General features: G+C 69.1%; 21 protein-coding genes and 1 pseudogene. 10 read left to right on the top strand and 12 right to left on the bottom strand.

Going from position 1 to position 20,387, the window contains the following annotated elements; all coding sequences use genetic code 11:
• Window positions 1-172: 172 nt before the first annotated feature.
• A complete protein-coding gene (locus tag AC1RAD_RS26415; RefSeq protein WP_369629916.1) occupies window positions 173-934 on the top strand; it encodes a Crp/Fnr family transcriptional regulator in 762 nt (253 codons plus the stop codon).
• On the opposite strand, the gene AC1RAD_RS26420 is transcribed toward AC1RAD_RS26415, so the two are convergent.
• Both AC1RAD_RS26420 and AC1RAD_RS26425 read right to left on the bottom strand, forming a co-directional pair.
• Window positions 928-3,042, bottom strand: a complete 2,115-nt coding sequence (locus tag AC1RAD_RS26420; protein WP_492738024.1) for a PAS domain S-box protein — start codon at window positions 3,040-3,042, stop codon at window positions 928-930. The two genes, AC1RAD_RS26415 and AC1RAD_RS26420, sit on opposite strands and share 7 nt — an antisense overlap.
• Window positions 3,035-3,760, bottom strand: a complete 726-nt coding sequence (locus AC1RAD_RS26425; protein WP_492738025.1) for a winged helix-turn-helix domain-containing protein — start codon at window positions 3,758-3,760, stop codon at window positions 3,035-3,037. Before AC1RAD_RS26425 ends, AC1RAD_RS26420 begins: the two co-directional genes overlap by 8 nt.
• A gap of 180 nt (window positions 3,761-3,940) precedes the next feature.
• Here AC1RAD_RS26425 and AC1RAD_RS26430 point away from each other — a divergent pair, with 180 nt between their 5' ends.
• Window positions 3,941-5,125, top strand: a complete 1,185-nt coding sequence (locus AC1RAD_RS26430; RefSeq protein WP_492738026.1) for a DesA family fatty acid desaturase — start codon at window positions 3,941-3,943, stop codon at window positions 5,123-5,125.
• Window positions 5,126-5,146: 21 nt separating this feature from the next.
• On the opposite strand, the gene AC1RAD_RS26435 is transcribed toward AC1RAD_RS26430, so the two are convergent.
• Both AC1RAD_RS26435 and AC1RAD_RS26440 read right to left on the bottom strand, forming a co-directional pair.
• The gene (locus AC1RAD_RS26435) at window positions 5,147-5,671 is read right to left on the bottom strand and encodes an OsmC family protein (RefSeq protein WP_492738027.1); all 525 of its coding nucleotides are present in this window, start codon (window positions 5,669-5,671) and stop codon (window positions 5,147-5,149) included.
• A gap of 119 nt (window positions 5,672-5,790) precedes the next feature.
• A complete protein-coding gene (locus AC1RAD_RS26440) occupies window positions 5,791-6,303 on the bottom strand; it encodes a universal stress protein (RefSeq protein WP_095746583.1) in 513 nt (170 codons plus the stop codon).
• A gap of 148 nt (window positions 6,304-6,451) precedes the next feature.
• Here AC1RAD_RS26440 and AC1RAD_RS26445 point away from each other — a divergent pair, with 148 nt between their 5' ends.
• The 4 genes and pseudogenes from AC1RAD_RS26445 to AC1RAD_RS26460 all read left to right on the top strand — a co-directional run bounded on the left by AC1RAD_RS26445 (window position 6,452) and on the right by AC1RAD_RS26460 (window position 8,661).
• A complete protein-coding gene (locus AC1RAD_RS26445) occupies window positions 6,452-7,039 on the top strand; it encodes a hemerythrin domain-containing protein (protein ID WP_492738029.1) in 588 nt (195 codons plus the stop codon).
• A 65-nt stretch (window positions 7,040-7,104) separates the two neighbouring features.
• A pseudogene (locus tag AC1RAD_RS26450) lies at window positions 7,105-7,668 on the top strand (HD domain-containing protein); the annotation flags it as partial.
• 24 nt (window positions 7,669-7,692) lie between these two features.
• Window positions 7,693-8,190: a GNAT family N-acetyltransferase gene (locus tag AC1RAD_RS26455; protein WP_492738102.1), complete on the top strand. Its 498-nt coding sequence runs from the start codon at window positions 7,693-7,695 to the stop codon at window positions 8,188-8,190.
• 42 nt (window positions 8,191-8,232) lie between these two features.
• Window positions 8,233-8,661 (top strand): hypothetical protein, encoded by a 429-nt coding sequence (locus tag AC1RAD_RS26460; RefSeq protein WP_062479965.1) that lies wholly within the window; start codon window positions 8,233-8,235, stop codon window positions 8,659-8,661.
• Window positions 8,662-8,699: 38 nt separating this feature from the next.
• On the opposite strand, the gene AC1RAD_RS26465 is transcribed toward AC1RAD_RS26460, so the two are convergent.
• The 4 genes from AC1RAD_RS26465 to AC1RAD_RS26480 all read right to left on the bottom strand — a co-directional run bounded on the left by AC1RAD_RS26465 (window position 8,700) and on the right by AC1RAD_RS26480 (window position 11,045).
• Entirely contained in the window at window positions 8,700-9,146 is a 447-nt protein-coding gene (locus AC1RAD_RS26465) for a universal stress protein (RefSeq protein ID WP_062479963.1), read from the bottom strand.
• A 103-nt stretch (window positions 9,147-9,249) separates the two neighbouring features.
• Window positions 9,250-9,795, bottom strand: coding sequence for an Rrf2 family transcriptional regulator (locus AC1RAD_RS26470; protein ID WP_062479961.1), 546 nt, complete (start codon window positions 9,793-9,795; stop codon window positions 9,250-9,252).
• Window positions 9,796-9,830: 35 nt separating this feature from the next.
• Window positions 9,831-10,529, bottom strand: coding sequence for a Bax inhibitor-1/YccA family protein (locus AC1RAD_RS26475; protein ID WP_062479959.1), 699 nt, complete (start codon window positions 10,527-10,529; stop codon window positions 9,831-9,833).
• 180 nt (window positions 10,530-10,709) lie between these two features.
• Window positions 10,710-11,045, bottom strand: coding sequence for a hypothetical protein (locus tag AC1RAD_RS26480; RefSeq protein WP_062479977.1), 336 nt, complete (start codon window positions 11,043-11,045; stop codon window positions 10,710-10,712).
• Window positions 11,046-11,289: 244 nt separating this feature from the next.
• Here AC1RAD_RS26480 and ycaC point away from each other — a divergent pair, with 244 nt between their 5' ends.
• The 4 genes from ycaC (at window position 11,290) to AC1RAD_RS26500 (ending at window position 14,618) form a co-directional block, all read left to right on the top strand.
• Complete coding sequence (ycaC, locus tag AC1RAD_RS26485; RefSeq protein ID WP_062479957.1) at window positions 11,290-11,916, top strand: isochorismate family cysteine hydrolase YcaC; 627 nt, start codon at window positions 11,290-11,292, stop codon at window positions 11,914-11,916.
• A 7-nt stretch (window positions 11,917-11,923) separates the two neighbouring features.
• A complete protein-coding gene (locus AC1RAD_RS26490) occupies window positions 11,924-12,613 on the top strand; it encodes an isochorismatase family protein (RefSeq protein ID WP_369645980.1) in 690 nt (229 codons plus the stop codon).
• Between the two features lie 93 nt (window positions 12,614-12,706).
• The gene (locus AC1RAD_RS26495) at window positions 12,707-13,303 is read left to right on the top strand and encodes an NADPH-dependent FMN reductase (protein WP_095746578.1); all 597 of its coding nucleotides are present in this window, start codon (window positions 12,707-12,709) and stop codon (window positions 13,301-13,303) included.
• Between the two features lie 97 nt (window positions 13,304-13,400).
• Entirely contained in the window at window positions 13,401-14,618 is a 1,218-nt protein-coding gene (locus AC1RAD_RS26500; protein ID WP_062479951.1) for an acyl-CoA dehydrogenase family protein, read from the top strand.
• A gap of 28 nt (window positions 14,619-14,646) precedes the next feature.
• Here AC1RAD_RS26500 and AC1RAD_RS26505 read toward each other — a convergent pair whose 3' ends face one another.
• The 4 genes from AC1RAD_RS26505 to preA form a co-directional block, all read right to left on the bottom strand.
• Window positions 14,647-15,903, bottom strand: coding sequence for a Zn-dependent hydrolase (locus AC1RAD_RS26505; RefSeq protein ID WP_492738031.1), 1,257 nt, complete (start codon window positions 15,901-15,903; stop codon window positions 14,647-14,649).
• Between the two features lie 18 nt (window positions 15,904-15,921).
• Window positions 15,922-17,361, bottom strand: a complete 1,440-nt coding sequence (gene hydA, locus AC1RAD_RS26510; protein ID WP_492738032.1) for a dihydropyrimidinase — start codon at window positions 17,359-17,361, stop codon at window positions 15,922-15,924.
• Window positions 17,362-17,387: 26 nt separating this feature from the next.
• Complete coding sequence (locus AC1RAD_RS26515) at window positions 17,388-18,893, bottom strand: NCS1 family nucleobase:cation symporter-1 (RefSeq protein WP_492738033.1); 1,506 nt, start codon at window positions 18,891-18,893, stop codon at window positions 17,388-17,390.
• 128 nt (window positions 18,894-19,021) lie between these two features.
• Complete coding sequence (gene preA / locus AC1RAD_RS26520) at window positions 19,022-20,332, bottom strand: NAD-dependent dihydropyrimidine dehydrogenase subunit PreA (protein WP_492738034.1); 1,311 nt, start codon at window positions 20,330-20,332, stop codon at window positions 19,022-19,024.
• Window positions 20,333-20,387: the final 55 nt, after the last annotated feature.

Consider the following 20,387-nt stretch of genomic DNA (forward strand, 5'->3'; position numbering starts at 1 on the left):
TGACGCACATCAAGGAGCGCCCCGCTGTTACACGCCGGACACAGAGCATTCACCCGACGTTACGCACCGATGCGGGCCGTTGTCACTGCGGGGCCTCGCGCTTCCTAGCATCGAGACATCGCCTGATCGCAGGCAACGCCACACAAGACAGACAGAACGCCGAGGAATCCCCATGCTCACGAGTGCCCGCCCCAACCCCATCCTCCCCCTTCGGCCGCTGCCGGCTGCGGTGCACAAGGAAGACGCGGGCCGCCGCACGGCCGAGCGCCTGCGCCTGCTGGCCGAGCAGCTGCAACCGCAGCGCCGCATGGTGCACACGGGCGACGTGATCTACCAGGCCGGCGAACGCTTCGGCAACCTCTACATCCTGAACTCGGGCTTCTTCAAGATCGTCAACCTCTCGGCCGACGGCCGCGAGCAGGTGGTGGGCCTGAAGTTTCGCGGCGACTGGCTCGGCTTCGACGGCATCGCGGGTCAGCGCTACGTGTGCGACGCGGTGGCGATGGACACCGGCGAGGTCTGGGTCGTGCCCTACGAATCGCTGCTGGCCGCCTGCGCCACGCACCCCGCGCTGCTGCAGATGCTGCACGCCGCGATGAGCCGCGAGATCGCGCACGACCGCGATTCGCTGATGTCGGTGTGCACTTTGCCGGCCGACGCGCGCGTGGCCGACTTCCTGCGCTACTGGGCCGAGTCGCTGGCCGACCGCGGCATGCGCACCGACGAGATCACGCTGCGCATGACGCGCGCCGAGATCGGCAACTACCTGGGCATGACGCTCGAAAGCGTGAGCCGTGCGCTCTCGCGGCTGGCGCGCGACAAGGTCATCGGCTTTGCCACCAAGGGGCGGCGCGAGGTGCAGATTCCCGACGTGGGCGCGCTCTCGGCTTTCGTGCAGCGCTGCCTGGCGCCGGCGCCCGCGATGCTTCAGTAAGAAGCGACGTTGAGCAGCGCCCGCGCCATCGCCCGCGCGAGTTCGCTGCGCGAATAGGGCTTGCGCAGCAGCTCCCAGCCCGGAGGCGCTTCGCGGTCGGCGTCGAGCAGCTCGGCCGAGAAGCCCGACATCAGCAGCACCGCCAGCCGGGGCTGGCGTTGCACCGCCTCGGCGGCCAGCCGCGTGCCGCGCATGCCGGGGCCGAGCGCGATGTCGCTCAGCAGCAGGTCGAAGGGCGTGGCCTCGGCGGCCATGGCAGGCAGTGCCTGTTCGGCGTTGGCGGCGGTCGCGACCTCGCAGCCCAGCGTGGTCAGGAAGGTGTGGACCACCTGGCGCACCTCGGCGTCGTCTTCGACCAGCATCACGCGCAGGCCCGGGGCCAGCGTGGCTTCGGCTTCAACTTCTATCGGGTCTTCATCGGCAGGTGTTGCAGCGCTCGCCACCTCGGCCTCGACCTGCGGCAGGTAGAGCGTCACGGTGGTGCCGGCGTTGAGCTTGCTGTCGATGGCGATGGCGCCGCGCGATTGCTTCACGAAGCCGTACACCGTGCTCAGGCCCAGGCCGGTGCCGCGCCCGGCCTCCTTGGTGGTGAAGAAGGGCTCGAAGAGGTGTTCCATGACCGCATCGGTCATGCCGGTGCCGCTGTCGGCGATGGAGAGCGCCACGAAGCGGCGGCCGGCGTCGGCGTCGCTCAGTTCCTGGCGCACGGTGGCGGGCAGGGTGTCGCAGGCCTCGGCGCGAAAGTGCAGCCGGCCGCCCTCGGGCATGGCGTCGCGTGCGTTGATGGCGATGTTCAGCAGCGCCGATTCGAGCTGGCCCGGGTCGGCGCGCACGGCGGGGCAGGGGTCGTCGGCGTCGATCTCGATCTGGATGCGCTGGTCGAGCGTGCGGCGCAGCATGTCGGTGAGCGAGTGCAGCATCTGCCGCACGTCGACCGCGTCGGGCTGCAGCATCTGGCGCCGCGAGAAGGCCAGCAGCTTGCCCGTGAGTTCGGCGCCGCGCCGGCTGGCGCGCGCGGCGGCGGCCACGAGTTGCTGCGCGTAGCCGTCGGCAGCCAGCTGCGGCAGCTCCTCGAGCACCTGCAGGTTGCCCTGGATGATGGTCAGCAGGTTGTTGAAGTCGTGCGCGATGCCGCCGGTGAGCTGGCCCACGCTCTCCAGGCGCTGCGCGTGGTTCAGCGCCTCCTCGGTCTGCACGCGCTGCAGGCTGGTGGCCAGCAGGCTGGCCACCGATTCGAGAAAGCGGATTTCCTCGTCGCCGAAGCGCCGCGCGGCGGTGGCGCGCACCGACAGCATGCCGGTCACGCGGCCCCGGTCGGACAGCGGCACGGCCAGCGCGCTGACCAGCCCGGCCTCGAGGTAGGCGGGCGGCACGGTGAAGCGGCGCTCTTCGCGGTAGTCCGTGACCACGACCGGACAGCCTTGCGAGAGCACGTAGCCGGGCTGCGTGTCGGGCCGGTTGGCGATGCGCAGGCCCACGCTCTCGTCGGCGACCAGGCCCACGCCGCTGGCCAGGCGGAACTCGCGCTGGCTGCCGTCGAGCAGCCACACCATCGCCACCTCGACCTGCAAGGCGGTCGCAACGATGTCGGGCACCTGCGCCAGCACCACCTGCAGGTCGCGCGTGTCGACGGCCAGCCGGCCCAGCTGCGCCAGGTGTTCGCTGTAGCGCGCGCGCTGCAGCGCCTGCTTCACGCGCGGGTAGGCGCCGATGTCGCGGATCGCCGCCACCACGAAGGGCAGGCCCTGGTTCTGCAGCGGGCTCAGCGCGATCTCGACCATCACCTCGCTGCCGTCCTTGCGCTTGGCGACCAGCTCCATGTCGGTGCCCATCGGGCGCGGGCGCGGTGCGCGGCCGTAGGCTTCGCGGAACGCCGCGTGGCGCGGGCGGATGCTGTCGGGCACCAGCGCTTCCACGCTCAGGCCCACGAGCTCGTCGGCCGCGTAGCCGAGCATGGCGGCGGCCGAGGGGTTGGCCAGCACGATGCGGCCCGACTGGTCGACCACCAGCAGCGAATCGGGGTAGGCGGCGAACAGCGAGCGGAACACGCTGCCTTCCTCGACGCCCGAGGGCAGGCCGGGAATCGAGGGTGCGTTGCCGTCAGCCATGGGTGACCGGCGGCACCAGGATGTAGCCCGCGCCGCGCACCGACTTGATGAGCTGCGGATCGTCGGCGTTGGCCTCGATCTTCTTGCGCAGCCGGCCGACCTGCACGTCGATCGTGCGGTCGAAGGGGGCCGCTTCGCGACCGCGCGTCTGCTCGAGCAGGAAGTCGCGCGAGAGCACGCGGCCCGGGTGCCGCGCGAAGGCGCACAGCAGGTCGAACTCGCCGGTGGTCAGCGCCACGGCCTCGCCCTGCGCGTTGCTGAGGCTGCGCGCGGCGGTGTCCAGGTGCCAGCCGGCGAAGCGCAGGCGCTCGGGCGGGGTGGGCGCGGCGGCCGCCGCCGACGCGTCGGGCGTCAGGCGCCGCAGCACGGCCTTGACGCGCGCCGCCAGCTCGCGCAGGTCGAAGGGCTTGGTCACGTAGTCGTCGGCGCCTACTTCGAGGCCCACCACCTTGTCCACCGGGTCGCCGCGGCCGGTGACGATCACGAGGCCGCAGCGCCAGTTCTCGCGCATGTGGCGGGCGATGGAAAAGCCGTCTTCGCCGGGCAGGCCGAGGTCCAGCAGCACGAGGTCGGCCGGGTCGGCGGCCATGAGCGAGCGCAGCGCCGCGCCGTCGTGGATCTGGGTGACGCGGTAGCCGTGGCCCTGGAGGTAGTTGGCCAGCAGCAGCGTGATGTCGACCTCGTCGTCGAGCACCGCGATGTGGGGGGCAGAAGTCATGCGGGGGTGGGAGAAAAAACGCCGGCGCCACGGGGAAGGGTGCAGGGAGCCGGGAAGCGTAGCACGCAAGGCGCCGCTCTGGCAGCCGCAGCGCCCGCCGTTGATCTGGCGCAAGGCCCGCGGGCGGGGCGCTTCCGAGAATCGCGCCCGTTGTCCACAGGGTCCAGAAGGTACGAACGAATGGCATCTTTTCTTTTCTCGGGCGCGCTCGATCTCCCGTGGTGGGGCGTGCTGCTGGCCGCGCTGGCGCTGACGCACGTCACCATCGCCTCGGTCACCATCTTCCTGCACCGCCACCAGGCGCACCGCGCGCTCGACCTGCATCCCATCGCCAGCCACTTCTTCCGCTTCTGGCTCTGGATGACCACGGGCATGGTCACCAAGCAATGGGCCGCGGTGCACCGCAAGCACCACGCCAAGTGCGACACGCCCGACGACCCGCACAGCCCGCAGGTGGTGGGCCTGAAGCGCGTGCTGTGGGGCGGCGTGCTGCTGTACGTGGCCGAGGCACGCAACCCCGAGACGCTGAGCCGCTACGGCCACGGCACGCCCGACGACTGGCTCGAGCGCCGGCTGTACACGCGCTACCAGACGCTGGGCATCACCTGCATGGGCCTGATCGACATGGCGCTGTTCGGCGTGCTGCCGGGCGCGCTGGTGCTGCTCGTGCAGATCGCGTGGATTCCGTTCTGGGCCGCCGGCGTGGTCAACGGCATCGGCCACTTCTGGGGCTACCGCAACTGGCCCGCGTCGGACGCGAGCACGAACATCTTTCCCATCGGCCTTTTGATCGGCGGCGAGGAGCTGCACAACAACCACCACGCGTTCCCGACCTCGGCCAAGCTGTCGAACAAGTGGTTCGAGTTCGACATCGGCTGGGTCTACATCCGCGCGCTGCAGGCGCTGGGGCTGGCGAAGGTGAAGCACCTGGCGCCGAAGCCGCGCCTCACCACGCCGCGTGCCACCGTCGACCTGCTCACGGTGCAGGCGGTGATCCGGCACCACTACGACGTGCTGTCGAGCTACTCGCGCTCGCTGAAGCAGGCCTGCACCGAGGAGCTGGCCCGGGTGCATGCGCTCGCGCCGAACAAGGCCCGTGCGCTGCGCGCCGCGCGGCCCTGGCTCGGCAAGGAAGAAAAAGCGCTCGACGCCACGCGCCATGCGCAGCTCACGCAGGCGCTGGTGGCTTCGCAGGCGCTGGAAACGATGTACGCCATGCGGCGCGAGCTGACCGCGCTGTGGAGCCGATCGGGCGCCACCGGCGAACAGCTCGTGAAGCGGCTGCAGGACTGGTGCGAGCGCGCCGAAGCCAGCGGCATCGCGCCGCTGGCGGCCTTTGCGGTGCGGCTGCGTTCCTACGCCTGAGGACGGCCTTCGCGGGTGCCGTCAGGCCGGCCCGACCTGCACCGCCACCTCGAGCGGCACGGCCCGGCGCAGCGCACTGCCCACCGGGGAGTGGGCCTCGGCCCAGTGCACGAGGTCGCGCAGCGCCTGCTCGGGCACGCCCTGCGCGGCGATCCGCACCGCGACGTGCATGCGGCTGGGGCCGGCGGGCACGGAGGCCGGCTCGCCGAGCAGGCCGCGGCTGTCCGACTGGCTGCCGACGACCACTTCGAGGGTCGTCAACGCGATGCCGAGCTGCGCCGCCCGCATGGCGATCACGGTCGTTTCGCAACTGGCCAGGGCGGCACGCATGAACCAGCCGGGGGATGGCGCTTCAGCCTTGCCTCCGATGGCCTTCGGCATGTCGGTCGCGATGGATTCCCCCGTGGGCCCGGTCACGCGAAAGTGCAGGCCCGACACCAGCGTGGCCGTGGCCGGCTTGTCCTGGGTCAGGGCGTCCTGCGGATGCGCCGCGAAGTGGCTCGCGAGGGTGTCCATGGACTGCCGGATGTGCTGGGGTGAGCTCATGGCGCTGCTCCTTGAAACGGGGAACGGGCGGGCGGTTCTTGCGCGAAAGAAGCCGCGAGCGGAGCAGGCCATTCTGGGCGCGGTGCCGGGCCCCGTCAAACCGGCGGCGGGTGGCCGGCCTACTGGTTCGCGACCAGCCCGTCCGGCAGGCTGAAGCGCTCGGACTCCACCTTGGCCGCGGCTTCGGGCGCGCGGATCAGCAGCACCGGCACGGGCGCCACCCGCAGGATGTGCTCCGCGCTGCTGCCCATGGCCCAGCGGCTCAGGCCGCGCCGGCCGTGCGTGCCGAGCACGATCAGGTCGGCCTTCGAATCGACGGCTTCGGTCACCACCTGGTCGTGGACCGCGCCGGCCTTGAAGCCGTCGCGCAGCACGACCTCGGCCTCGACGCCTGCTTCCTGCGCCTGGGCGCGGGCCTTCTCGAGCAGCGTCACGGCGTTGGCGCGCAGCGCCCCGAGCCAGTCGCCCGAATGGCCGACGTAGACGTCCATGCCGAGCGCGAACGAGAGCTCGTCGAGGATGTGAACGATGCGCAGGCGGCCACCGGTGAGCTTTGCCAGGCGGATGGCTTCGGCCAAGCCTTCGGCGGAGGTGGAACTGCCGTCGACGGGAACCAGGATGCGTTGGTACATGGTGTGGAACCTCCAGGGTGGGTTGATGAGAAAGAGGAGATGCCGTGCCAGTCTGTGCCTGGCTGCATGCGCGGGCCTTGATCTGGAACAAGCCTGGGCCGCCTCGGGCTTGCGACCCTTGGGGCCTTCGAAAGAAGGAGACCCCGCCATGACACACGCCGCCGTCCGGATCATTCGCCAGGAGCACGCCGCGCTGGCGGCCATGCTGCGTTCCATCGTGATGCTGCTCGAGCAGCACCGCCGCAAGGGCACGATGCCCGACTTCGCGACGCTGCGCGCCATGCTGTTCTACGTGGACGAGTTTCCCGAGAAGCGCCACCACCCGAAGGAGACCGAGCTGCTCTTTCCCCGGCTGCGCGCGTGCACGCCGATCTCGCGCGACCTGATGGACAAGCTCGACAACGACCATGCCTGGGGCGAGCGCAAGATCCGCCACGTCGAGCACGCGCTGCTCGCCTTCGAGATGCTCGGCGAGCCGCGCCGCCTGGCCTTCGAACAGGCGATGAACGAGTACGTGAGCTTCTACCTGGACCACATGGCGCACGAGGAGCGCGAGATCCTGCCGCTGGCCGAGCGCGTGCTCAGCGCCGACGACTGGCGCGAGCTCGATGCGGCCTTCGGCGAGAACCGCGACCTGTTCTCCAACCACCCCGCGCCCGACGAGGTGTATGCGTCGCTCTTCACGCGCATCGTCAACGCGGTGCCCGCGCCGATCGGGCTGGGGCCGGCGCTGTAACGACGGCCTCTGTCCGGATCGCTTAGGCTCGGCCTGAACTCATTCAGGACCAACGAGACTGCGAGATGGACATCGATCAGATCAGGGGAAGGCTGGACTTCCTTCGCGAGGCCGAGCGCCTCAAGAGCGTGCTGCGCAGCGCGCACACCGCCTCGGGCCGCACCGAGAGCACGGCCGAGCACAGCTGGCGCCTGTGCCTGATGGCCATGGCCTTCGAGGACGAGCTGGCCGACCTGGACCTGCTCAAGGTGCTGAAGATGTGCGTGGTGCACGACCTGGGCGAGGCGATCCACGGTGACATTCCCGCCATCGTGCAAGGCGCGCATCCCGACAAGAGCGCGCAGGAGCGCGAAGACCTGCAGGTGCTCACGCGCACGCTCGACGCGCCGCTGCGCGCCGGCATCCTGGCGCTGTGGGACGAGTACGAAAAGGCCGAGACGCCCGAAGCGCAGGCGGTCAAGGCGCTGGACAAGCTCGAGACGCTGCTGCAGCACAACCAGGGCGCGAACCCGCCGGACTTCGACTACGAATTCAACCTCGGCTACGGCCAGAAGCACACCGGCAGCCGGCCGCTGTTTCGCGCCATGCGGGCGCTGGTGGATGCCGACACGCAGAAGAAGGTGGAGGCTGCGCGACGGGCGGAGTCGGGGCCGGTGGTTCGCCCCGAGCAACCGGGCGACGAGACCGCCATCCGGCAACTGACGGTGGCGGCGTTTGCCGAGGCACCGCATGCCGACGGCACCGAACACCTCATCGTCGACGCCTTGCGCGCGGCCGGGCAGCTCACGCTGTCGCTCGTGGCCGAAGACGGCGGCGAGATCGTTGGCCATGTGGCGCTGTCGCCCGTGGCGATCTCGGACGGTACGACTGGCTGGCATGGCCTGGGCCCGATCTCGGTGGCGCCCGCGCGCCAGGGGCAGGGCATCGGCCGGCTGCTGATGGACGCGGCGCTGGCGGGCCTGCGCGACGCTGGTGCGCAGGGCTGCGTGCTGCTGGGCGACCCGGCCTTCTATGGCCGCTTTGGCTTCGTCGTGCGGCCCGGGCTGGTGTTGCCGGGCGTTCCGCCGGAATACTTTCAGGCCGTGTCGTTCCACGGCGCGTGGCCGGTTGGCGAGGTGCGGTACCACGCGGCGTTCGGCGTCGGTGCCTGACGCACGGACCGGGGGCGCAAGGCGTTCATAATCGCCCCCGTCATGCCTGCCCGCCACCTGCCTTCGGACACTGCCCATGCGCCGCGCGTGAAGCGCGCGCAGACCTCGGTGTCCGCGCGTTCCGCGACCCCCGAACCACCCCGCCGCCGCATCCATGACGGTGGTGCGTCCCGCAGCCTTGCGGGCTTCACCGCGATGGAGAGCAGCGCACCGGCCCGCGCGCCGTCTGCGGCGCGACCGCGCAACTGGCGCACGACCCTGCTGGGTGTGGCGCTCGGGCTGGTGATCGCGATGCTGTTGCTCATGAAGTGGCTGCTCGACTACCAGGTCGATGCCGCGCAAGCGCGCCACGCGCAGGAAGCCCAGGCGCGCACGCAGGCCGCGCGCTGCTTCGGCCGCGATGCCGGGCCGTCGTGCCCGCCGGCCGGCCGCACGGTGGTCGAGACCGTCGAGTCCGCCGCGACGAGATAACCCCGCGCACCGCGTGCGCGGTGCCTCATTCGTTCGGTTCAGCGCAGCACCAGCACCGGAATGTGCGAATGCGTCAGCACGTGCAGCGTCTCGCTGCCGAGCAGCAGCCGTGCGAGGCTGCGGCGCCCGTGCGAGGCCATCACGATCAGGTCGCAGTCCTGGTTCTTGGCAGCGTGGATGATGGCTTCGGCCACCTGGTTCGACTTCATGACCACCGCGTCGGCGCGGCGCACGCCCTTGGCCAGGGCGGTGTCGCGCACCGCATCGGCCACGCGCTGGGCCGCCTGCTCGACGTGTTTCTGGTTGGCCTCGAAATCCGTCTGGTTCAGCAGCATCGAGCCTTCGAAGTAGCCATAGGGCTGGATGTGCGCGACGTTGACGCTCACCAGCTCGGCGCCGGTCAGCAACGCGAGATCGATGGCCGCGGCCACCGCCTTGTCCGACAGCGAAGAGCCGTCGGTTGCGACGAGAACACGCTTGTACATGGCAGGCTCCTTGGCCCCCGGCACCGCGGGTGCCCTCACTGCTCAGTCTAGGTCGCGCGGCCCGGTCTTTCAAGGCGCGGCGCAGCGGCCGCGCCGATCGCCGTCAGCTGCTCGTGCTGTGGCGCCGACCCAGCGCGAACACCGAGTTCGGCGCGTCGACCACGAAGGGCTTGCGCACCGGTGAGCCGACGACGGCCGTGGTGCGGCGGGCGGCCGCGCTGGTGGCGGGCTGCACGCCCTTGGCCTTCTGTTCGTCGACCAGGCTCTGCAGCGAGATCGAGCGCAGGAACTCGACGGCGCGCAGGTTCACGGAGGCCCACAGGTCGTCGATCTCGCAGCGGCCGGGTTCGTCGGCCGAGCCGGCGGCGCGCGGGCGGATCTTGCTGGCACCCAGGTCTTCGATGGTGAGCACGATGTCGGCCACCGTGATCTCCGCGGCCTTGCGGCTGAGCGAGTAGCCGCCGCCGGGGCCGCGGGTGGATTCGACCAGCCCGTTGCGGCGCAGCTTGGCGAACAGCAGTTCCAGGTACGACAGCGAGACCTGCTGGCGCAGGCTGATCGAGGCCAGCGTGACGGGGCCCGAGCGGCCGTGCAGGGCGATGTCGATCATCGCGGTGACCGCGAAGCGGCCCTTGGTGGTGAGGCGCATGGTGTTTCCTTCCTTGCTTGTCGTTCTGTGTGCGCTTACTCGTCGCGGCCGCCGGCGATGCCCAGCAGGGCCAGCAGCGACTGGAACACGTTGTAGAGGCTCAGGTACACGCCCAGCGTGGCCGAGATGTAGTTGGTCTCGAGGCCGTCCTTCACGCGCTTCAGGTCGTGCAGGATGAAGGCCGAGAAGATGCCGATGGCGGCGACCGACAGCGTCATCATCAGCGCGCTCGACTGGATGAAGACGTTGGCGATGCCCACCACGAGCAGGCCGATGGCGCCCACGAAGAGCCACTTGCCCATGGCCGAGATGTCGCGCTTGATGACCGTCGAGAGCATGGCCATGCCCAGGAAGATGCCGCCGGTGCCGGCGAAGGCGGTCATGACCAGGCTGGCGCCGTTGGACAGGCCGAGCACGCTGCCGACCAGGCGCGACAGCATCAGACCCATGAAGAAGGTGAAGGCCAGCAGCACGGGCACGCCGGCGGCGGAGTTCTTGGTCTTCTCGATGGCGTACATGAAGCCGAAGGCGCCGCCGAGGAACACCATGATGCCGATGCCCGGCGACATGGCGCGCGTGAGGCCGGTGGCCACGCCGAGCCAGGCGCCCAGCACGGTGGGCACCATCGACAGCGCGAGCAGCCAGTAGGTGTTGCGCAGAACGCGGTTGCGTTCCTGGACCGAGGCCAACGGTGCGCCGAAGCTGGAGGGGTAGGCCGATTGGCTGGAGTTCATCGAAAAATCCTGAAAAAGAGAGAAGGCCGGACGGGTCGCATGACACGTGCGGCGGGGCCGTCAGACGGCTGAAAAAGAAGGGGCAGGGGCGTCGCGCGAAAAGGGCGACGGGCCGGATCGGATGAGCGCAAACGCCCGGACTGTTTCAGTCCTCAGGCGTTCGCTCGCCGCCGCGCGGCCTCAGGCGGCGAGGAGGGCGTGGGGCCGGGGTGGCCGCTTGGGCCGGTCGAGCAGCGGCGAGAGCACCGAGGTGGAGCCCAGCCGCGGCGGTTGCGCGGACAGCACCAGCAGGTTGCGTGCGTGGGGACGCGCATCGACCAGTTCGGCGTGCTCGGAGCCGGCTTCGTCCATGGCGGACGGGTCTTCGGACGACGTCTTGCCGATGTCCTTGTCACCGCCATCGGCCAGCGAGGCGGCGAGCGTCGCGACGGTCTGGCGTTCGCCGGACGACGACGTCACATGGTGGCCGCCGACCAGCCCGTGCGCGAGCACGGCGAAGCCGTAGCAGGACAGCATGAAAGCGAGGACGGTAGCGGCAAACCAGCGGGACATGTAGGGGTATTTTACCCGCCGCCACGGATCGGCTCCGGCGGGCGCGAATTCATCCGACCTGCGCGCACGGGTGTTGCCATCGTCCATCGGGTGGAACGCTGCAGGCAAATTTCGCCGACTACCGGACTTTCGGGCGCGCTTTTACGCTGACGGACATGCATCGGGGGCCATTTTTCCCCGGCATTCAACCTCGCAAAGGAAGCCTCTCATGTCCAAGCCTTACACCCGTCTCGACAAGAACGATGTCGCCGTGCTGCTGGTCGACCACCAGACCGGCCTGCTCTCGCTGGTGCGCGACATCGACCCCGACAAGTTCAAGAACAACGTGCTGGCCCTGGCCGACATCGCCAGCTACTTCAAGCTGCCCACGGTGCTGACCACCAGCTTCGAGAACGGCCCCAACGGCCCGCTGGTGCCCGAGCTGAAGGCCCAGTTTCCCGACGCGCCCTACATTCCCCGCCCCGGCCAGATCAACGCCTGGGACAACGAGGACTTCGTCAAGGCCGTGAAGGCCACGGGCAAGAAGCAACTGCTGATCGCCGGCGTGGTCACCGAGGTCTGCGTGGCTTTCCCGGCGCTGTCGGCGCTGGCCGAGGGCTTCGACGTGTTCGTCGTCACCGATGCGTCGGGCACCTTCAACGACGTGACGCGCCAGGCCGCGTGGGACCGCATGTCGGCCGCCGGCGCGCAGCTGATGTCGTGGTTCGGCGTGGCCTGCGAGCTGCACCGCGACTGGCGCAACGACATCGAAGGGCTGGGGACGCTGTTCTCCAACCACATCCCCGACTACCGCAACCTCATCACCAGCTACACCCAGCTGACCCAGGGAAAGTGAGCACCCCATGACCACACCGAACACCGTCGCCAACTTCAACGGCGCCAAGCCCGTCATCGACCCCGACGACGCCGTGATGCTGCTCATCGACCACCAGAGCGGGCTGTTCCAGACCGTGAAGGACATGCCGATGACCGAGCTGCGTTCCAACGTCACCACGCTGGCCAAGGTCGCGACGCTGGCGAAGATCCCGGTCATCACCACCGCTTCGGTGCCGCAGGGTCCCAACGGGCCGCTGATTCCCGAAGTGCACAAGTACGCGCCGCATGCGCAGTACGTGGCGCGCAAGGGCGAGATCAACGCCTGGGACAACCCCGAGTTCGTGGCCGCCGTGAAGGCCACCGGGCGCGGCACGCTGATCATCGCGGGCACCATCACCAGCGTGTGCATGGCCTTCCCGAGCATCGCGGCGGTGCACGAGGGCTACCGCGTGTTCGCGGTGATCGACGCCTCGGGCACCTACTCGAAGATGGCGCAGGAGATCACGCTGGCGCGCGTGGTGCAGGCCGGCGTGGTGCCGATCGACACCGCGGGCGTGTGCTCCGAAGTGCAGAAGACCTGGCACCGCGACGACGCCGCGCAATGGGCCGAGGCCTACAGCGCCGTGTTCCCGCCCTACCAGCTGCTCATCGAGAGCTACATGAAGGCGCAGGAGGTCGTGACCAACAGCGAGCAGCTGGATTCGCAGCGCAGCTGATCGCCTCGATGCGACACTGACGAACGCCGCGCCGCACGCGAAACGTGCGGCGCGGCGTTCCTTCTTCTTTCAACGCACGGCAAGGAGCCCCGCATGGACAGTCCCCGCATCCTGATCATTCCCGGCAGCGCCCGCGACGGCTCGCTCAACCGCCGGCTGGCGGCCGTGGCCGCGGCCACCGCGCGCGCGGCGGGCCTGCAGGTGACGGAGATGGACCTGCGCGCGCTGGCGCTGCCCGTGTACGACGGCGACCTCGAGGCCGCCTCGGGCGTGCCGGCCGGCGCGCACGAACTGCGCAGCGCCATCGCGGCGAGCGACGGCGTGCTGATCGTCACGCCCGAGTACAACGGCTTTCCCACGCCGCTGGTCATCAACGCCTTCAGCTGGCTGTCGCGCATTCCGCCGGGCGAGGGCCACGCGGGCGGGCTGGCCGCCACGGCCAACAAGCCGGCCGCGCTGCTGTCGGCCTCGCCCGGGCCGCTGGGCGCGCTGCGCTCGATGAACTTCCTGCGCCAGTACCTGCAGATGGCCTTCGCCATGCTGGTGGCGCCGCAGCAGTTCGCGCTCGGGCGCGCGAACGAGGCCTTCGAGGCCGACGGCACGCTGAAGGACGCGCGTGCCGCCCAGTCGGTGCAGAAGGTGGTGGCGGCGCTGGCCGCGCTCGCGACCGCGCTGCCGACGCCGCGCTGACCCACACAGGGCGGTGTTCGTGCTGTCGCGCGAACGACCGTCCCGATCCGCATCGCGACGTATCTTCGACCGCACATTGGAAGAAGGACGAGACGACATGCAATTCGAATTCACGCCCCGGGTGCTCGCGCTGCGCGCCGAGCTGCTCAAGTTCATGGACGAGCACGTCTACCCGAACGAGAAGCGCCGCGAGGAAGAGCTGGCCGCCAACGCCCGCGCCGGCCGGCCCTACGCCGAGCTGCCGATGATGGCCGGCCTCAAGGCCAAGGCGCGCGAGCGCGGCCTGTGGAACCTGTTCCTGCCGGAGTCGGAGCACGGCCCGGGCCTGACGAACGTCGAGTACGCGCCGCTGTGCGAGATCATGGGCCGGCGCTACTGGTGCGCGGAAATCTTCAACTGCTCCGCACCCGACACCGGCAACATGGAAGTGCTGGCGCGCTACGGCACGAAGGCGCAGCAGGAACGCTGGCTCACGCCGCTGCTGGCCGGCGAGATCCGTTCGTCGTTCGCCATGACCGAGCCCGAGGTGGCCTCCAGCGATGCCACCAACATCCGCTGCAGCATCCGCCGCGAGGGCGACGAGTACGTCATCAACGGGCGCAAGTGGTACATCACCGGCGCCATGAACGAGCGCTGCGAAATCTTCGTGCTGATGGGCAAGACCGACCCCGACAACGCCGACCGCCACAAGCAGCAGTCGATGGTGCTCGTGCCCAAGAACACGCCCGGCATCACCATCGTGCGCGACATGCAGCTGCTGGGCATGTACGACCCGCCCTTCGGCCATCCCGAGATCGTGTTCGACAACGTGCGCGTGCCGGTCGAGAACATCTTGCTGGGCGAGGGCCGCGGCTTCGAGATCGCGCAGGGCCGTCTCGGCCCCGGCCGCATCCACCACTGCATGCGCGCCATCGGCATGGCCGAGGCCGCGCTGGAGATGATGTGCCAGCGCCTCGTGTCGCGCGTGGCCTTCCACAAGCCACTGTCGGAGCAGGGCGTGTGGCGCGAGCGCATTGCCGAGTCGCGCATGCTCATCGAGCAATCGCGCTGGATGGTGCTGAATGCGGCCTACCGCATGGACACCGTGGGCAACAAGGTGGCGGCCAAGGAGATCGCCATGATCAAGGTGCTCACGCCCAACAACTGCGTGAAGGTGATCGACTGGGCCATGCAGGCCTTCGGCGCGATGGGCCTGAGCCAGGACACGCTGCTCACGCACTTCTACGCCTACGAGCGCCACCTGCGCGTGGCCGACGGCCCCGACGAGGTGCATCGCAACGCGATCGCCAAGCAGGAGCTGGCGGCGTACCAGTAACGGCAGCGCCGCCGCGAGCGTATGGGCGTCAGTCCACGCGCTTCGCTCGTTCGAGCATCGCGTGCAGCAGCACGTTGCAGCCGGCCGTCAGATGGTCGGGCTGCGCGTCCTCGATCTCGTTGTGGCTGATGCCGTCCTTGCAGGGCACGAAGATCATGCCGGCCGGTGCCAGCCGCGCCGCATAGATCGCGTCGTGGCCCGCGCCCGAGACCACGTCCATGGTCGAGTAGCCGAGCCGTTCGGTCGCGCGGCGCACCGCATCCACGCAATCGGGGTGAAACGGGCAGGGCGGAAAGTACGACACGCGCTCGATCGTCACGCCCAACCCGGTCTCGCGCCCCGTGCGTTCGACGAAGGCGAGGATCTCGCCGTGCATGCGGTCGAGCAGTTCGCCGCTCACGTTGCGCAGGTCGATCGAGAACTTCACCTCGCCCGGAATCACGTTGCGGCTGTTCGGATGCACCTGCACCATGCCGACCGTGCCACGCCCGTAGGGCGGGTAGCGCAGCCCGATGGCCACCACCTCCTGCATGATCCGTGTCGCCACCTGCAGCGCATCGCGGCGCAGGTGCATTGGCGTGGGGCCCGCATGCGCCTCCATGCCGGTGACGACGCAGTCGTACCACGAGAGGCCGAGCACCGCCGGCACCACGCCGATGACCTTGTCCGCATCTTCCAGCACCGGCCCCTGCTCGATGTGCGCCTCGAAGTAGGCGCCGATGGGGTGGTCGCCCGGCGTCTGGTCGCCGATGTAGCCGATGCGCTCCAGCTCTTCGCGCACCGTCTTGCCCTCGGTGTCCTTCGCGGCGTAGGCGTGCTCCAGGCTGAAGGCGCCGCAGAACACGCCCGAGCCCATCATCACCGGCACGAAGCGCGAGCCTTCCTCATTCGTCCAGAACGCGACTTCGATGGGCGCCTCGGTGCGAATGCCCTGGTCGTTCAGCGTGCGCACCACTTCCAGTGCCGACAGCACGCCGTAGTTGCCATCGAACTTGCCGCCGGTGGGCTGGGTGTCGATGTGGCTGCCCGAGACGATGGGCGGCAGCGCGGGGTTGGTGCCTTCGCGGCGCATGAAGACGTTGCCGATCTTGTCGACCGTGATGCTCAGGCCGGCCGCCTTGCCCCACGACACCACGAGGTCGCGGCCCTGTTTGTCGAGGTCGGTCAGCGCCAGCCGCTTGACGCCGCCCTTGGGGGTGGCGCCGATGCGGGCCAGTTCCATCAGCGAGTTCCACAGGCGCTCGCCGTTGATCGTCAGCACCTGCGTGTCCACTGCTGCATTCATGTATGACTCCTTGGGGGTTCAGCGCGCCACGGCCGTGGGCGCGTGCTGCTGCTTGAAGCGTTCGAGCGCGGTGAACATCGGCGCGAAGGCTGGGCGCTTCAGATAGCGGCCGGTGCCCGGCTCGGCGCGCAGGTCGCCGTCGCGCCAGACCCAGCGGCCGGCACTGACCGTGTGCCTGGGAACGCCCGTCACTTGCCGGCCTTCGAAGATGTTGAAGTCGCTCTTCGAGTGCTGCGTCTTCACCGACAGCGTCTTGGTGGCCTTCGGGTCCCACACCACGATGTCGGCGTCGGCGCCGGCCTGGATCACACCCTTGCGCGGGTACAGGTTGAACAGCTGCGCCGCGTTGGTCGAGGTGACGCGCACGAACTCCGACGGTGTGAGGCGGCCCGCGTTGACGCCGGCATCCCACAGCACGGCCATGCGCTCTTCGACGCCGCCGCAGCCGTTGGGGATCTTCGTGAAGTCGTTGCGGCCGGCCGCTTTCTGCTCGGCGCAGAAGGTGCAGTGGTCGGTGGCCGTGGTGTGCAGGTTGCCGCCCTGCAGACCGCGCCACAGCATGGCCTGGTTCTCGCGCGAGCGGAAGGGCGGGCTCATCACGTGGGCGGCGGCGCGCGCAAAGTCGGGGTCGCGGTAGGCGCTCTCGTCGACCACGAGGTGGCCGGCCAGCACTTCGCCGTACACGCGCTGGCCGCGGGCGCGGGCGCGGGTGATGGCGTCGAGCGCTTCGCCGCACGACACGTGCACCACGTAGATCGGCACGCCCAGCACGTCGGCGATGGCGATGGCGCGGTTGGCCGCCTCGGCCTCGACCATCGGCGGGCGCGACAGCGGATGGCCTTCAGGCCCGCGAATGCCCTGCGCCAGCAACTGCTGTTGAAGCATCGCGACCAGCTCGCCGTTTTCCGCATGCACCGTGGGCATGGCGCCGAGTTCCAGCGAACGCTGGAAGCTCTTCACCAGGATCTCGTCGTCGGCCATGATCGCGTTCTTGTAGGCCATGAAGTGCTTGAAGCTGTTCACGCCGTGCTCGTGCACCAGCGTGCCCATGTCCTTGTGCACGCTGTCGTTCCACCAGGTCACGGCCACATGAAAGCTGTAGTCGCCGGCGGATTTTTCGGCCCAGCCGCGCCACATGCGAAAGGCGTCCATCAGCGACTGCTGCGGGTCGGGAATCACGAAGTCGATGATGCTGGTGGTGCCACCGGCCAGGCCGGCCGCCGTGCCGCTGAAGAAGTCGTCGGCCGCCACGGTGCCCATGAAGGGCAGCTGCATGTGGGTGTGCGGGTCGATGCCGCCGGGCATCACGTAGGCGCCGCCGGCATCGATCACCTCGGCGCCCGCCGGCACCTGCAGGTCGGTGCCGACCTGGAGGATCTTGTCCCCCTGGCAGAGCACGTCGGCACGGTGCTCGGCATCGGCGTTGACCACCGTGCCACCGCGAATGAGAACGGTCATGGCGTGGGTTCCTTTTCTTTCTTGCTTCAGCTGGGGTTCTTGAGGGGTGGGACCAGGCCCTGAAGCTGCGGTGCGCGCGCCTTCATCAGCCCCATGTAGACCACGGCCGACAGCACCACGCCGACAAACCAGGCGTAGGTGTAGATCGTCTTGAAGAACTCGGGCATCGACGGCACGGCCGACGGAAAGGCGGCGTTGAGGAAGCCGGGGATGTTCGGCAGCACGCCGACGACGAAGGCGACGATGGCCGCCATGTTCCAGCCGTTGCCGTAGCTGTAGGCGCCGGTCTCGCGGTAGAGCGCCTCGACGTCCAGCTCCTTGCGGCGGATGAGGTAGTAGTCGGCAATCAGGATGCCGGCCACCGGCCCCAGCAGCGCCGAGTAGCCGATGAGCCAGGTGAAGATGTAGCCCTGCGTGGTCTCCAGCACCTTCCACGGCATCATCACGATGGCGATGCCGGCCGTGATGTAGCCGCCCGTGCGGTACGAGATCTTCTTCGGGTTGAGGGCAGAGAAGTCGTAGGCCGGGCCCACGAGGTTGGCCGCCAGGTTCACGCTCACGGTGTCGATCAGCAGGATGATGAGCGCGAGCAGCACCGCGGCGCCGGTCATGCGGCTGGCCAGGTCCACCGGGTCCCACAGCGCCTTGCCGTAGATGACCACGGTGGCCGAGGTGACCATCACGGCCATCATCGCGAGCAGGCCCATGGGCGCGGGCAGGCCGATGACCTGGCCCACCACCTGGTCGCGCTGCGAACGCGAGAAGCGCGTGAAGTCGGGAATGTTCAATGCCAGCGTGGCCCAGAAGCCCACCATGGCCGTGAGCGATGGCCAGAACACGGCCCAGAACATGCCGGCCTTCTTTCCGCCCGCTTCGAACTGCGAGGGCTGGTCGAAGATCGGGCCCAGGCCGCCCGCGCGCTGCACGGCCCAGTAGAGCAGGGCGATGCACACGATGATCTTCAGCGGCGCGGTGTAGGTCTCGAGCCGGCGGATCGATTCGATGCCGTGCACCACGAAGTACAGCTGTATGGCCCAGAAGATCAGGAAGCACACCAGCTGCGCGCCATTGATGCCGAGCATCGGCAGCTTGTCGCCGCCCAGCGGCTGGCCCATGAGCACGCCGACCAGCGTGTAGATCATCTGGCCGCCGAACCAGGTCTGGATGCCGTACCAGCCGCAGGCCACGATGGCGCGCAGCAGCGCAGGCAGCCGCGCCCCGCGCGTGCCGAACGAGGCGCGCGCCATCACCGCGTAGGGAATGCCGTACTTCGCGCCGGCGTGGCCGATGAGCAGCATCGGCACCAGCACGATGGCGTTGCCGAGGAACACGGTCAGCACCGCCTGCCCCCACGACATGCCGCCTTCGATCAGGCTGGCCGCCAGCATGTAGGCGGGGATGCACATCACCATGCCCACCCAGAGCGCGGCGAAGTGGTACCAGCGCCACGTTCGCTGCGCCAGCGTGGTGGGCGCCAGGTCCTCGTTCCAGAGGTTTGCGGCGGGTGCGCCGCCGTGCTGTGGGGTCGTCATGTGGGTTTTCTCCTGCACGTGTGTCGTGCGTCTGGCCGTGTGGTCGTTCCCCTCCCGCCGCCGCCCGGTCTGCGCCGGGCTTGGTCATTCACTTGCTCACTCACTCACTCGCTTGTTCGATATCCCGTTCAGGCGGGACTGCCGGTGCGCATCGGGTTGTTGGGGTGCGTGGTCCAGTTGGCGTAGTGGCCGACCACCGGGTGGCCAGTGCGCGCGTCCGTCTCACCGGCCTTCAGCGTGCGCATCGACAGCGCGCCGGGCACCGGGCAGATCGACACGCACAGGTTGCAGCCGACGCACTCTTCTTCCTTCACTTCGAAGAAGCGCATGCCGTCTTTCGTGGCGCTGATGGCCTGGTGCGAGGTGTCTTCGCACACCACGTGACAGCGGCCGCACTGGATGCACAGGTCCTGGTGGATCACGGCCTTGTCGACGTGGTTCAGGTTGAGCTGCTGCCAGTCGGTGATGCTGCCGACCGCACGGCCGCGCAGCTGCTCCAGGTTGGCGTAGCCCTTCTGGTCCATGAAGTTCGAAAGGCCGTCGCACAGGTCCTGCACGATCTTGAAGCCGTAGACCATGGCAGCAGTGCACACCTGCACCGAGCCGCTGCCCAGCGCGATGAACTCGGCCGCGTCGCGCCAGGTCGAGACACCGCCGATGCCCGAGATGGGCAGGCCGGCGGTCTGCGGGTCGCGCGCGATCTCGGCCACCATGTGCAGCGCGATGGGCTTGGCGCCGGGGCCGCAGTAGCCGCCGTGCGAGCCCTTGCCGTCGGTGTGCGGAAACATCGCCATCGCGTCCAGGTCGACACCCATGATCGAGTTGATGGTGTTGATGAGGCTCACCGCGTCGGCGCCGCCTTTCTTCGCGGCGCGCGCGGCGGGCCGGATATCGGCCACGTTGGGCGTGAGCTTCACGATCACCGGCAGCTTGGAGTAGTGCTTGCACCACTCGGCCACCATCTGGATGTACTCGGGCACCTGGCCCACGGCCGCGCCCATGCCGCGTTCGCTCATGCCGTGCGGGCAGCCGAAGTTCAGCTCGATGCCGTCGCAGCCCGTGTCTTCGACCCTCGGCAGGATGTTCTTCCAGGCCTCTTCGGTGCACGGCACCATGATCGACGCCACCAGTGCGCGGTCGGGCCAGTTGCGCTTCACGCGCGCCATCTCTTCGAGGTTGGTGCGCAGCGGCCGGTCGGAGATCAGCTCGATGTTGTTGAAGCCCGTCACGCGGCGGTCGGCCGCGTACGACACGGCGTAGCGCGGGCCGTGCACGTTGACGACGTTCGGGTCTTCGCCCACGGTCTTCCAGACCACGCCGCCCCAGCCGGCCTCGAAGGCGCGGACCACGTTGATCTCCTTGTCGGTCGGTGGCGCCGAGGCCAGCCAGAAAGGGTTGGGGCTGCGGATGCCCACGAAGTCGATGCTGAGGTCTGCCATGTGAATTGCTCCTGTCGCGCCGCGGCGCGCACGGATGAATGGAGTGAAGGGAAGG

The sequence above is a fragment of the Variovorax sp. GW823-FHT04B03 genome, assembly GCF_058796495.1.

Excerpts from the sequence above, each read along its gene's own strand:
- AC1RAD_RS26415 (WP_369629916.1), top strand. The coding sequence starts at position 173 with ATGCTCACGAGTGCCCGCCCCAACCCCATCCTCCCCCTTCGGCCGCTG.
- AC1RAD_RS26420 (WP_492738024.1), bottom strand. The coding sequence starts at position 3,042 with ATGGCTGACGGCAACGCACCCTCGATTCCCGGCCTGCCCTCGGGCGTC.
- AC1RAD_RS26425 (WP_492738025.1), bottom strand. The coding sequence starts at position 3,760 with ATGACTTCTGCCCCCCACATCGCGGTGCTCGACGACGAGGTCGACATC.
- AC1RAD_RS26430 (WP_492738026.1), top strand. The coding sequence starts at position 3,941 with ATGGCATCTTTTCTTTTCTCGGGCGCGCTCGATCTCCCGTGGTGGGGC.
- AC1RAD_RS26435 (WP_492738027.1), bottom strand. The coding sequence starts at position 5,671 with ATGAGCTCACCCCAGCACATCCGGCAGTCCATGGACACCCTCGCGAGC.
- AC1RAD_RS26440 (WP_095746583.1), bottom strand. The coding sequence starts at position 6,303 with ATGTACCAACGCATCCTGGTTCCCGTCGACGGCAGTTCCACCTCCGCC.
- AC1RAD_RS26445 (WP_492738029.1), top strand. The coding sequence starts at position 6,452 with ATGACACACGCCGCCGTCCGGATCATTCGCCAGGAGCACGCCGCGCTG.
- AC1RAD_RS26460 (WP_062479965.1), top strand. The coding sequence starts at position 8,233 with ATGCCTGCCCGCCACCTGCCTTCGGACACTGCCCATGCGCCGCGCGTG.
- AC1RAD_RS26465 (WP_062479963.1), bottom strand. The coding sequence starts at position 9,146 with ATGTACAAGCGTGTTCTCGTCGCAACCGACGGCTCTTCGCTGTCGGAC.
- AC1RAD_RS26470 (WP_062479961.1), bottom strand. The coding sequence starts at position 9,795 with ATGCGCCTCACCACCAAGGGCCGCTTCGCGGTCACCGCGATGATCGAC.
- AC1RAD_RS26475 (WP_062479959.1), bottom strand. The coding sequence starts at position 10,529 with ATGAACTCCAGCCAATCGGCCTACCCCTCCAGCTTCGGCGCACCGTTG.
- AC1RAD_RS26480 (WP_062479977.1), bottom strand. The coding sequence starts at position 11,045 with ATGCTGTCCTGCTACGGCTTCGCCGTGCTCGCGCACGGGCTGGTCGGC.
- ycaC (WP_062479957.1), top strand. The coding sequence starts at position 11,290 with ATGTCCAAGCCTTACACCCGTCTCGACAAGAACGATGTCGCCGTGCTG.
- AC1RAD_RS26490 (WP_369645980.1), top strand. The coding sequence starts at position 11,924 with ATGACCACACCGAACACCGTCGCCAACTTCAACGGCGCCAAGCCCGTC.
- AC1RAD_RS26495 (WP_095746578.1), top strand. The coding sequence starts at position 12,707 with ATGGACAGTCCCCGCATCCTGATCATTCCCGGCAGCGCCCGCGACGGC.
- AC1RAD_RS26500 (WP_062479951.1), top strand. The coding sequence starts at position 13,401 with ATGCAATTCGAATTCACGCCCCGGGTGCTCGCGCTGCGCGCCGAGCTG.
- AC1RAD_RS26505 (WP_492738031.1), bottom strand. The coding sequence starts at position 15,903 with ATGAATGCAGCAGTGGACACGCAGGTGCTGACGATCAACGGCGAGCGC.
- hydA (WP_492738032.1), bottom strand. The coding sequence starts at position 17,361 with ATGACCGTTCTCATTCGCGGTGGCACGGTGGTCAACGCCGATGCCGAG.
- AC1RAD_RS26515 (WP_492738033.1), bottom strand. The coding sequence starts at position 18,893 with ATGACGACCCCACAGCACGGCGGCGCACCCGCCGCAAACCTCTGGAAC.
- preA (WP_492738034.1), bottom strand. The coding sequence starts at position 20,332 with ATGGCAGACCTCAGCATCGACTTCGTGGGCATCCGCAGCCCCAACCCT.